Raw genomic sequence first — 11,918 nt, forward strand, 5'->3', positions numbered from 1 at the left:
GTGATGAAAGCCTTTCGCTGGTGTGCATTAGCAGCGTTGATGCTGGCGGCGCTCCCTCTTCGCGCCGCCTGTACCTGGCCTGCCTGGGAGCAGTTTAAAAAGGATTACATCAGTGAGGGCGGGCGCGTCATCGATCCCAGCGACACGCGCAAAATAACGACCTCTGAAGGGCAAAGCTACGCCTTGTTCTTTGCCCTGGCAGCGAACGATCGCAACGCGTTTGACCAGCTGCTGGCGTGGACGCGTGATAATCTTGCCGGCGGTAACCTCAGCGACCATCTGCCTGCCTGGCTCTGGGGTCAGAAAGACAAAGAAACGTGGGCGGTGATTGATACCAACTCCGCCTCCGACGCCGATGTGTGGATCGCCTGGTCACTGCTCGAAGCGGGTCGGCTGTGGAAACATCCGGACTATACCCGCACGGGTAAGGCGCTGCTTAAACGCATTGCCAGTGAGGAAGTGGTGAAAGTCCCGGGGCTCGGCGCAATGCTGCTTCCCGGTAAAGTCGGTTTTGCCGATGAACACGCCTGGCGCTTTAATCCCAGCTATCTTCCTCCGCAGCTGGCGCGTTATTTCACGCGCTTTGGTGCTCCGTGGACCCAGATTCGTGAAACCAATCTGCGTCTGCTGCTGGAGAGTGCGCCAAAAGGTTTTTCGCCGGACTGGGTGCAGTATCAGCAAAACAGAGGCTGGCGGTTACAGCAGGATAAATCGCTGGTGGGGGGCTACGACGCCATCCGCGTTTATCTCTGGGTGGGAATGATGAGTGATAAAGATCCTCAGAAAGCCCCGCTGCTGGCACGCTTCCAGCCCATGGCGGCAATGACGATGAAACGGGGTGTGCCGCCTGAGAAAATGGATGTGGCGAGTGGAAAACACACGGGTAACGGCCCGGTCGGTTTCTCTGCCGCCATGCTGCCTTTTTTACAACAGCGCGATGCCCAGGCGGTTCAGCGCCAGCGCGTTGCAGACCATTTTCCCGATAATAATGCCTATTACAGTTACGTACTGACTCTCTTTGGTCAGGGATGGGATCAGCATCGTTTTCGCTTCACCGCTAAAGGTGAATTAATACCGGATTGGGGCCAGGAATGCGCAAGTTCACAGTAAATCTACTCAGTTTATCGCTTGGCCTGGCACTGATGCCGTGGGCCCAGGCCGCCAACTCTCCGCAGCAGAAACAGCTGCTGGAGCAGGTTCGTCTGGGTGAATCGACACAGCGTGAGGATTTGGTTCGTCAGTCGCTCTATCGCCTTGAGCTGATTGACCCGAACAACCCTGACGTGATTGCCGCACGCTTTCGCTATCTGCTGCGTCAGGGTGATAACGCCGGTGCGCAAAAAGAGCTGGACCGTCTGAAAGGCATCGCCCCGGGCTCGAGCGCGTACCAGTCCTCGCGCAACACGATGCTGCTTTCCACTCCGGACGGCCGCCAGCAGTTACAGCAGGCGCGATTGCTCGCCACAACGGGACACACGCAGGAGGCGATTGCCGCCTACGACAAGCTGTTTGACGGCAACCCGCCGGGCGGCGATGTGGCGACGGAATACTGGAACGTCGTGGCGAAAGATCCTGCCCGCCGCAGTGCGGCCATCGGCCAGCTCAAGAAAATAAATACCAGCAGCCCCGGAAACACGCAGCTGCAGGCGACGCTGTCCCAGCTTCTGTTCCAGAGCGGGCGCCGTGATGAAGGCTTTGCGGTGCTGCAGGAGATGTCCCGGTCCACCAATGGCCGCAATCAGGCGTCTGATATGTGGTATGACCAAATCAAAGACCAGCCTGCCAGCAGCGCCAGCGTCAGCGCGCTGCAAAAATACCTGAGCGTGTTCAGCGACGGCGATAGCGTTGCGGCGGCGCGTGCCCAGCTTGAAGCGCAGCAAAAACAGCTCGCTGACCCGGCGTTCCGCGCGAAAGCGGAAGGGCTGGCGGCGGTGGATGCCGGTCAGGGGAGCAAGGCGGTGGCGGAGCTGCAAAAAGCCGTCAGCGCCAACCATGCCGACAGTGAAGCGGTGGGTGCCCTTGGACAGGCTTATTCCCAGAAAGGCGACCGCGCCCGCGCGGTGGCACAGTTTGAAAAGGCGATTGCCCTCGATCCGCAGAGCGATAACCGGGGAAAATGGGACAGTTTGCTGAAGGTTAACCGTTACTGGCTGCTGATCCAGCAGGGCGATGCGGCGCTGAAGGCGAATAATCCGGCCCAGGCGGAGCGTTACTATCAGCAGGCACGCAATATCGACAATACCGACAGCTATGCCGTGCTGGGGCTGGGAGATGCCGCTGCGGCACGCAAAGATAACGACGCGGCGGAACGCTATTACCGCCAGGCGTTGCGTATGGACAGCGGCAACAGCAATGCGGTCCGCGGCCTGGCCGGGATTTACCGCGCGCAGTCGCCGGAGAAGGCCTCGCAGTTTATCCAGTCTCTTTCCGCCAGCCAGCGCCGCAGCATTGATGATATTGAACGCAGCCTGACCAACGAGCAACTGTCCGCCCAGGCAGAACAGCTGGAGAATCAGGGGAAATACGCACAGGCTGCTGACATTCAGCGTCGTCGTCTGGCGCTCTCTCCCGGCGACGTGTGGATAACGTATCGCCTCTCGCGCGATCTCTACAGCGCGGGCCAGCGCAGCCAGGCGGATACCCTGATGCGTCAGCTTGCCAGCCAGAAACCAACCGATCCGGATCAGGTTTATGCCAACGGGCTGTATCTTTCCGGTAACGATCAGGACCGGGCCGCGCTGGCGCATCTGGACACGCTGCCGCGCAGCCAGTGGAACGGCAATATCCAGGAGCTTGCCGACCGCCTGCAAAGCAATCAGGTGCTGGAAACCGCCAACCGTCTGCGCGATAGCGGCAAAGAGCAGGAGGCGGAGAATCTCCTTCGCCAGCAGCCGGCCTCTACCCGTATCGACCTCACGCTGGCGGACTGGGCACAGCAGCGTGGCGATCTGGACGCGGCGAAAACGGCCTACAGCACCGTGCTGCAGCGCGAGCCGCAGAACGAAGACGCAATCCTCGGCCTGACCGAAATCTACAGTGCGCAAGGTAACAAGGATGCCGCGCGCGCGGAGCTGGCGAAGCTGCCTTCCGCGCAAAACGGCCAGCCGCTGTCGCTCAATATGCAGCGCCGGATCGCGATGGCGCAGGCAGGCCTGGGCGATTCCGCCGCCGCAGAGCAGACCTTCAACAAAATTATTCCACAGGCTAAATCGCAGCCCGCCTCCATGGAAAACGCGCTGGTGCTGCGTGATGCCGCGCGTTTCCAGGCGCAAAATGGCCAGCCCCAGCAGGCGCTGGAAACCTATAAAGATGCGATGGTATCGACGGGCATTACGACGACGCGTCCGGCTGACAACGACAGTTTCACCCGTTTGACGCGTAACGATGAAAAAGATGACTGGCTGAAGCGCGGCGTGCGCAGCGACGCCGGCGACCTGTACCGTCAGCAGGATGTTAACGTCACGCTGCAGCACGATTACTGGGGCTCCAGCGGCACAGGCGGGTATTCTGACCTGAAAGCGCATACCACCATGTTGCAGGTTGATGCGCCGCTCTCTGATGGACGGATGTTCTTCCGCAGCGATCTGGTCAATATGGATGCCGGTTCGTTTGCGACGAAAGATGGGAAGTACGATCCGAACTGGGGCACCTGTTCTGCAACACCGTGTAGCGGCAACACCCATCAGTCAGACAACGGCGCGAGCGTTGCCGTCGGCTGGCAGAACAAAACCTGGGCATGGGATATCGGCACCACGCCGATGGGCTTTGACGTCGTCGACGTAGTGGGGGGCGTTAGCTACAGCAGCGATCTGGGGCCCATCGGCTATACCGTTAACGCCCATCGCCGGCCAATCTCCAGCTCTCTGCTGGCCTTCGCCGGGCAAAAAGATACCAATACCGGCACCACGTGGGGCGGCGTGCGCGCCACCGGCGGCGGCGTAAGCATGAGCTACGACAAAGGGGAGGCGCACGGCGTCTGGTCAAGCCTGAACGCGGAAACGCTGACGGGTAAAAATGTGGAGGATAACTGGCGCGTTCGCTGGATGACGGGTTACTACTACAAGCTCATTAATAAAAACAATGAGCGCCTGACGGTCGGCGTCTCCAATATGCTCTGGCACTACGACAAAGACCTGAGCGGTTATACCCTGGGCCAGGGCGGCTATTACAGTCCGCAGGAGTATGTCTCCTTCGCACTGCCGGTGACCTGGCGTAAACGCACCGAGAACTGGTCCTGGGAGCTGGGGGGATCCGTGTCCTGGTCTCATTCAAAAACCAAAGACGAGCTGCGCTATCCGGACCAGAGCCTGATCCCGACCGATGAACCTGGCCGCTATACCGACCGCGGCGCGATGGAAACCGGCAGCAGTTCCTCAGGCACCGGTTACACCGCGCGAGCCATTATCGAACGTCGGGTGACGTCTAACTGGTTTGTCGGCATGGGCGTGGATATTCAGGAAGCGAAGGACTATACCCCAAGCCATGCGCTGATCTATGTACGCTACTCTGCCGCAGGCTGGCAGGGCGATATGGACTTACCGCCGCAGCCGCTTATCCCTTACGCGGACTGGTAATCGGATTTTACTTAATCCATTTGTAAGTCTCTCTTAATAGCGCAGCAATCGGGTATACTCAGGCGCGCCAGGTTTACACCCTGGTGCGCCCCTGCGCTTCGAGTTTTGTGGAGAGTCATTTTGCGTGTCAGCCGTTCTTTAACGATCAAACAGATGGCGATGGTGTCTGCCGTCACAATGCTGTTTGTACTGCTCTTCTGCGTAATTTTGCTGTTTCATTCCGTACAGCAGAATCGCTATAACACGGCTTCGCAGTTAGAAAGTATCGCCCGCTCGGTGCGCGGCCCGCTTTCTGCCTCTATCCTGAAAGGGGATATTCCCGAAGCGGAAACCATTTTAAAACGCATTCAACCCGCCGGTATTGTTAGCCGGGCGGACGTCGTACTGCCCAACCAGTTTCAGGCGCTGCGGATGAGCTTTATCCCGGAGCGTCCCGTCCCGATGATGGTGATGCGCCTGTTTGAACTGCCGGTACAAATTTCGCTTCCCGTCTATTCGCTTGAACGTCCTGCTAATCCACAGCCGCTGGCCTACCTGGTATTACAGGCGGACTCATACCGCATGTATAAATTCGTCATGAGTTGGGTTGTTACGTTAGTGACCACTTGCTTACTTATGACGCTTATTCTCAGCGTGGCGCTAACCTGGTGTATTAACCGACTGATTGTTCATCCCCTGCGCCATATTGCCCGGGAGCTGAACACGCTTTCACCACAGGACCTGATGGGCCATCAGCTTAAGCTGCCGCGCCTTCATCATGATGATGAGATTGGCATGCTGGTGCGCAGCTATAACCTTAATCAGCAGCGTATCCAGCGTCAGCAGGATGAGTTAAGCAGCAGCGCCACGCGCTTTCCGGTGTCGGAGCTTCCGAATAAAGCCTTCCTGATGGCGATGCTGGAGCAGACCGTTGCCCGCCAGCAAACCACGGCGCTGATGGTTATTGCCTGTGAAACCCTGCAGGACACGGCGGGCGTGCTCAAGGAGAGTCAGCGCGAAATGCTGCTGCTGACCCTCGTGGAAAAAGTGAAGTCTGTCCTCGCCCCGCGCATGGTGCTGACCCAGGTCAGCGGTTACGACCTGGTGGTGATTGCCAACGGCGTGAAAGAGCCATGGCATGCGATCACATTAGGTCAGCAAGTACTCACTGTCATCAATGAGCGGCTGCCTATTCAGGGCATCCAACTGCGTCCGAGCGCCAGTATCGGTATTGCCATGTACTATGGCGATTTAACGGCAGAGCAGCTTTATCATCGCGCGTTCTCGGCGGCGTTCACCGCCCGGCGCAAAGGCAAAAATCAGATCCAGTTCTTCGACCCGGAGCAGATGGAAAAGGCGCAGCAGCGCCTGACGGAAGAGAGCGACATCCTGACCGCGCTGGATAACCGCCAGTTTGCCCTCTGGCTACAGCCGCAGGTGAATTTGCTGACGGGAGAGGTGAAAAGCGCCGAAGCGCTGCTGCGCGTGCAGCAGCCGGATGGTTCATGGGAGCTGCCGGAGGGGCTGATCGAGCGCATCGAGTCCTGCGGTCTGATGGTCACCGTCGGCTACTGGGTGCTGGAAGAGACCTGCCGCCAGCTTGCCGCCTGGCAGGAACGCGGCGTAACGCTGCCGCTGTCGGTCAATTTGTCTGCCCTGCAGCTTATGCACCCGACCATGGTTTCAGAGATGCTGGAGCTGATCCATCGTTACCGCATCAAGCCTGATACATTGACCCTGGAAGTGACAGAGAGCCGGCGCATTGACGACCCGAATGAAGCGGTCGCGATTCTGAAGCCGCTGCGTAACGCCGGCATTCGCATTGCGCTGGACGATTTTGGCATGGGATACGCCGGACTGCGCCAGCTTCAGCACATGAAAACCCTGCCGGTAGATGTGCTAAAAATCGATAAAGCGTTTGTAGACGGCCTGCCGGGCGACAGCAGCATGGTGCAGGCGATTATCCAGATGGCGCGCAGCCTCAACCTGCATCTTATTGCCGAGGGCATTGAAACTGAAGCACAGCGCAGCTGGCTGGCAGAGGCGGGCGTGGAGAGCGGACAGGGCTTCCTTTTTGCACCTGCTGTGCCTTCGGATGTCTTTGAAGAACGATACCTTTCTGGCGCTGACAATCGCGCAAATGTGTAATTTTGTTGCTGGCTTGTGCGAGTCAGCTCAAAGTTCTTAACATTTGCGTTTCAAATTTGAACTGAGTTTATTTCTGTCCTGTTATGTGGGTGTTATTTTAAAGCCGCAGGTTAACCATAACCTTACAAAGCCTGTGGTTTTTCTTCCCAAGGACACCTTATGAAAACCTCACTCTTCAAAAGTCTTTACTTCCAGGTCCTGACAGCCATCGCCATCGGTATTCTGCTGGGTCACTATTACCCCGAGCTGGGCGCGCAAATGAAACCGCTTGGCGACGCGTTCGTTAAGCTCATTAAAATGGTCATCGCCCCGGTGATCTTCTGTACGGTCGTAACGGGCATCGCTGGCATGGAAAGCATGAAGGCGGTTGGTCGTACCGGTGCAGTGGCGCTTCTCTATTTTGAAGTGGTCAGTACGCTGGCCCTGATTATCGGTCTGATCATCGTCAACGTGGTGCAGCCGGGCGCGGGTATGAACGTAGACCCGTCGACGCTGGATGCCAAAGCGGTTGCGGTTTATGCCGAACAGGCGAAGGATCAGGGCGTGGTGGCCTTCCTGCTGGACGTGATACCGGGCAGCGTCATTGGCGCGTTCGCCAGCGGTAACATCCTGCAGGTGCTGCTGTTCGCCGTGATGTTTGGCTTTGCCCTGCACCGTCTGGGCAGCAAAGGCCAGCTTATCTTTAATGTGATCGAAAGCTTCTCGCAGGTGATCTTCGGCATCATCAATATGATCATGCGCCTGGCGCCGATTGGGGCCTTCGGTGCGATGGCCTTCACCATCGGTAAGTATGGCGTCGGTACGCTGGTGCAGCTGGGTCAGCTGATTATCTGCTTCTATATCACCTGTATCCTCTTTGTGGTGGTGGTGCTGGGCTCCATTGCCCGCGCGACAGGCTTCAACATTTTCAAATTTATCCGCTACATTCGCGAAGAGCTGCTGATTGTTCTGGGGACGTCCTCTTCAGAATCGGCGCTGCCGCGCATGCTCGATAAAATGGAAAAGCTGGGGTGCCGTAAATCGGTGGTCGGGCTGGTGATCCCGACGGGCTACTCCTTTAACCTTGATGGTACCTCGATCTACCTGACGATGGCGGCCGTGTTTATCGCGCAGGCGACCAACAGCCATATGGATATTTTCCATCAGATTACCCTGCTGGTGGTGCTCCTGCTCTCCTCTAAAGGTGCGGCTGGCGTGACGGGCAGCGGCTTTATCGTGCTGGCAGCTACCATCTCTGCAGTGGGTCACCTGCCGGTGGCGGGTCTGGCGCTGATTCTGGGTATTGACCGCTTCATGTCCGAGGCGCGTGCGTTAACCAACCTGGTGGGTAACGGCGTGGCAACGGTGGTGGTGGCGAAATGGGTGAAAGAGCTGGATCACAAAAAGCTCGACGATACTCTGAATAATCGTTCAACTGACAGCAAAAATCCTGGTTTATCCTCTTAATCTTGTCACAAATGCCCGTATTCCCTTGTCGGGATGCGGGCTCCTGCGCATAATAACTGTTCGTACCTGTCATAATTCGACAAGATTTTTTTTGGGTATATTTCACTTCTGACCGTGACGTTTTGCCGAACGCGCGGTCTAATTGACGTGTTTTCATCGTCATCTTTAAGAGTGAAGCGCGTCGCGAGACACTCTTTTTTAACCAGGAATGTTGATCAGGGGTTCACATGCAGGGCACAAAAATTCGACTCTTAACCGGCGGTTTGCTGATGATGGCAGCAGCCAGTTATGTGCAGGCAGATGCGCTCCAGCCAGACCCGGCCTGGCAACAAGGGACATTAGCGAACGGTTTTCAGTGGCAGGTGTTAGCCACTCCGCAACGTCCCAGCGACCGTATTGAAATCCGTCTGTCTGTTAATACCGGCTCCCTCACGGAAAGCACCCAGCAAACCGGTTTTAGCCACTTTATTCCCCGGCTGGCGCTCACTCAGAGCGGCAGCCTGCAAGCAGTTCAGGTGCGTTCGCTTTGGCAACAGGCCATCGATCCGAAACGCCCACTCCCACCGGCTGTTGTCTCGTATGACTACACCATGTTTAACCTGAGCCTGCCTAATAACCGTAACGATCTGCTTAAAGAAGCGCTGACGTATCTCTCCGATGCCTCTGGCAACCTGGCGATTACCCCGGATACCGTCAACTATGCGTTAAGCAACAGTGACATGGTGGCGACCTGGCCTGGAGACACCAAAGAGGGCTGGTGGCGCTACCGCCTGAAAGGCTCGACGTTACTGGGACACGATCCGGCCGAACCGCTGAAACAGCCTGTGGACGCCGAACAGGTAAAATCGTACTACCAGAAATGGTACACCCCGGACGCAATGACGCTGATCGTGGTGGGCAACGTGGACAGCCGCGCGGTAATTGAGCAGATCAACAAAGCGTTTGGCGATCTGAAAGGCAAGCGTGAATCGCCAGCCCCTGTCCCGACGCTCTCCCCGCTGCGTGCAGAGCCGGTCAGCATTATGACGGACACCGTGCGTCAGGACCGACTCTCCGTGATGTGGGATACCGCATGGCAGCCAATTCGTGAGTCCGCGGCGCTGTTGCGCTACTGGCGTGCCGATCTGGCCCGTGAAGCGCTGTTCTGGCACGTTCAGCAGACGCTCAGTAAGAACAATATGAAGAACATCGGGCTTGGCTTTGACTGCCGCGTGCTGTTCCAGCGTGCGCAATGCGCGATTAACGTTGAATCGCCGGGCGATAAGCTGAATGCGAATCTGGGTGTGGTCGCGAAAGAGCTGGCAAAAGTGCGTAAAGAGGGGCTTTCCGAAGAGGAATTCAACGCCCTTCTGGCTCAGAAAAAACTCGAGCTGCAGAAGCTGTTTGCGACCTACGCTCGTGCCGATACCGACATTCTGATCAGCCAGCGTATTCGCTCCCTGCAGAATCAGGTGGTGGACATTGCGCCGGAACAGTACCAGAAGCTTCGTCAGGACTTCCTGAACGGTCTGACCGTCGATATGCTCAATCAGGACCTCCGTCAGCAGCTGTCGCAGGAGATGGCGTTGATCCTCCTGCAACCGAAGGGCGAGCCGGAATATGACATGAAGGAACTTCAGACGACCTGGGATTCCATTATGGCGACCGTGCCGCAGCCGGCGCAGGCCGCCACGGCTGATGATTTACACCCGGACGCGACGGATATCCCGCAGGGGCAGTAATGCTTCACTATTCCCTCTCCCTGTGGGAGAGGGTTAGGGTGAGGGCATCAGCCCACACCTTACTTAAACAGGCATCGCCTCACGCGGAATAATCGCCCCGCGATACTGAATAACGGTGCTGGCCGTCAGGTGCCCACGCTGTGCCGCCGCTTCCGGGGTTCCTCCCGTCAGGCGTACCGCCAGATAGCCCGCGCTGAACGAATCACCCGCCGCCGTGGTATCAATCACTTTCTCTTTGGCAAGCTTCACCGCCGGGACGTCAACCACCGCTTCACCCGCCACTGCAACCAGGCACGAGTCTGCACCGCGCTTAATCACTACTTCGCTTACGCCAGCCGCCTGCGTGCGCGTAATCACCTCATCAACCGGCTTCTCACCCCACAGGGCGTCTTCATCGTCGAGCGTCAGGAACGCGATGTCGGTGTATTGCAGCATCTGCTGATAGACCTGCTGCGTCTCTTCACGGCTGGCCCACAGGCGTGGACGGTAGTTATTATCGAAAATGACCTTCCCGCCATTCGCGCGGCATTCGCGCAGCAGCGAGAGCAGTTTTTCACGGCTGGTAGGGCTCAGGATCGCCAGGCTGATCCCGCTCAGATAGAGATAGTCAAATGTTGCCAGCGTTTCGCAGATGGCAGCGGCAGCGTCGCTCTCCAGCCAGAATTTGGCCGCTGCTTCGTTACGCCAGTAATAAAACGTGCGTTCGCCGGTGCTGTCGGTTTCGATGTAGTAAAGCCCCGGGAGGCGGTTTTCCATCCGCTGGATAAGCGACGTTTCAACGTGTTCACTCTGCCAGGCCTCGAGCATTTGCTGGCTGAAGCTGTCCGTGCCCAGGGCGGTAACGTAGCTCACGGTGAGCGCCTCAGGCGCAACCTGACGGGCAATATAAACGGACGTGTTTAACGTATCGCCACCAAATCCGCGGCTGACTTCCGCGCCTTTTTGTGACAGCTCAATCATGCATTCGCCAATCACGGCAATTTTTTTAGACATAGTCGTGAACCTGAACAGAGTAATTTTCGGTAGTGTGCGCTGGGTGAATTAACTGGTCAACTATATTAAAACAACGTTCCATTATTTTGTTTGAGCCAGCGCGTGTTCCTGCCCCTTTCTGTCATCTTAATTTCATTTTCACGGTGAATTGAACATAAAGTTCTCAATTGCCGCGCCGATAATCCTGTGACGAGTCCAGAAAGGCTATCCCAACAACAGGACATCTGAAATGAAGTCAGAGCAGGTTATCCAGCGGCTGAGCACTACGCCTGAGGCAAGTATTGAGAACTTGCAGGAGCATCGCTACTGGCTGCAATGTGAGCGTGCATACACTTATCAGCCGATCTACCGAACAGACGGTCGACTGATGGCCATCGAAATTTTGACCGTTGTGACGCACCCTTCAAACCCTTCTCAGCGTATTGCGCCGGATCGTTACTTTGCCGAAGTGGCCGTTCGCCAGCGTCTGGATGTGCTGGAAGAGCAGCTCCGTATGCTGGCGACGAAGCAGCCCTTTTTCGAACAGCACGATATCCTCGCCTCGGTCAACGTCGATGGTCCAACCCTGCTGGCGCTGCGCCAGAATGCGAAATTACAGGAGCTGATCGCGACCCTGCCGTGGATGCGCTTTGAGCTGGTGGAGCATGTCCGTCTGCCGCAGGACTCTTCGTTTGCGTCGATGTGCGAATTTGGCCCGCTGTGGCTGGATGACTTTGGCACCGGCATGGCGAACTTCTCCGCCCTGAGTGAAGTGCGTTACGACTACATTAAAGTGGCCCGCGATCTGTTCATTATGCTGCGTCAAACCCCTGAAGGGCGGAATCTCTTCACGCTGCTATTACAGCTGATGAACCGCTATTGCCAGGGCGTGATTGTTGAAGGCGTGGAAACGCTGGAAGAGTGGCGTGATGTGCAAAACTCCCCCGCCGCGGCGGCGCAAGGCTATTTCCTCTCTCGCCCGGTACCCATGGATCGCCTCGAAAGCGTGATAACAACGCTCTGATAAGCCCGCTTCCCTTTGTCTGGACTATAGTTTTACAGGACAGGTCATCAGGAA

At 57.0% G+C, this 11,918-nt stretch carries 7 protein-coding genes; 6 read left to right on the forward strand and 1 reads right to left on the reverse strand.

The window, feature by feature from the left end; genetic code table 11:
* Positions 1-3: 3 nt before the first annotated feature.
* The 5 genes from bcsZ to ABR39_RS02655 all read left to right on the forward strand — a co-directional run bounded on the left by bcsZ (position 4) and on the right by ABR39_RS02655 (position 9,868).
* Positions 4-1,110 carry a cellulose synthase complex periplasmic endoglucanase BcsZ gene (gene bcsZ, locus ABR39_RS02635; RefSeq protein ID WP_047345653.1) on the forward strand — a complete coding sequence of 369 codons (1,107 nt, stop codon included), beginning with the start codon at positions 4-6 and terminating at the stop codon, positions 1,108-1,110.
* Positions 1,092-4,574, forward strand: coding sequence for a cellulose synthase complex outer membrane protein BcsC (bcsC, locus tag ABR39_RS02640; RefSeq protein ID WP_047345654.1), 3,483 nt, complete (start codon positions 1,092-1,094; stop codon positions 4,572-4,574). The genes bcsZ and bcsC overlap by 19 nt, the downstream gene beginning before the upstream one ends.
* 120 nt (positions 4,575-4,694) lie before the next feature.
* Positions 4,695-6,701 carry a biofilm formation regulator HmsP gene (gene hmsP / locus ABR39_RS02645; protein WP_047345655.1) on the forward strand — a complete coding sequence of 669 codons (2,007 nt, stop codon included), beginning with the start codon at positions 4,695-4,697 and terminating at the stop codon, positions 6,699-6,701.
* A 159-nt stretch (positions 6,702-6,860) separates the two neighbouring features.
* A complete protein-coding gene (locus ABR39_RS02650) occupies positions 6,861-8,147 on the forward strand; it encodes a dicarboxylate/amino acid:cation symporter (RefSeq protein ID WP_032662127.1) in 1,287 nt (428 codons plus the stop codon).
* 227 nt (positions 8,148-8,374) lie between these two features.
* Positions 8,375-9,868: a M16 family metallopeptidase gene (locus tag ABR39_RS02655; protein WP_047345656.1), complete on the forward strand. Its 1,494-nt coding sequence runs from the start codon at positions 8,375-8,377 to the stop codon at positions 9,866-9,868.
* A 63-nt stretch (positions 9,869-9,931) separates the two neighbouring features.
* On the opposite strand, the gene ABR39_RS02660 is transcribed toward ABR39_RS02655, so the two are convergent.
* The gene (locus tag ABR39_RS02660; RefSeq protein ID WP_047345657.1) at positions 9,932-10,861 is read right to left on the reverse strand and encodes a sugar kinase; all 930 of its coding nucleotides are present in this window, start codon (positions 10,859-10,861) and stop codon (positions 9,932-9,934) included.
* A 229-nt stretch (positions 10,862-11,090) separates the two neighbouring features.
* On the opposite strand from ABR39_RS02660, the gene pdeH reads away from it, so the two are divergent.
* Positions 11,091-11,864 (forward strand): cyclic-guanylate-specific phosphodiesterase, encoded by a 774-nt coding sequence (pdeH, locus tag ABR39_RS02665; RefSeq protein ID WP_047345658.1) that lies wholly within the window; start codon positions 11,091-11,093, stop codon positions 11,862-11,864.
* The last annotated feature ends 54 nt before the right edge of the window (positions 11,865-11,918 follow it).

The sequence above is a fragment of the Enterobacter genomosp. O genome (assembly GCF_001022965.1).
In the GTDB taxonomy this organism is placed as follows: Bacteria; Pseudomonadota; Gammaproteobacteria; order Enterobacterales; family Enterobacteriaceae; genus Enterobacter; species Enterobacter cloacae_L.

What these genes read in the sequence shown, in the direction of transcription:
- bcsZ (WP_047345653.1), top strand. Translation starts at nt 4, where the DNA reads ATGAAAGCCTTTCGCTGGTGTGCATTAGCAGCGTTGATGCTGGCGGCG.
- bcsC (WP_047345654.1), top strand. Translation starts at nt 1,092, where the DNA reads ATGCGCAAGTTCACAGTAAATCTACTCAGTTTATCGCTTGGCCTGGCA.
- ABR39_RS02650 (WP_032662127.1), top strand. Translation starts at nt 6,861, where the DNA reads ATGAAAACCTCACTCTTCAAAAGTCTTTACTTCCAGGTCCTGACAGCC.
- ABR39_RS02660 (WP_047345657.1), bottom strand. Translation starts at nt 10,861, where the DNA reads ATGTCTAAAAAAATTGCCGTGATTGGCGAATGCATGATTGAGCTGTCA.
- pdeH (WP_047345658.1), top strand. Translation starts at nt 11,091, where the DNA reads ATGAAGTCAGAGCAGGTTATCCAGCGGCTGAGCACTACGCCTGAGGCA.
- ABR39_RS02655 (WP_047345656.1), top strand. Translation starts at nt 8,375, where the DNA reads ATGCAGGGCACAAAAATTCGACTCTTAACCGGCGGTTTGCTGATGATG.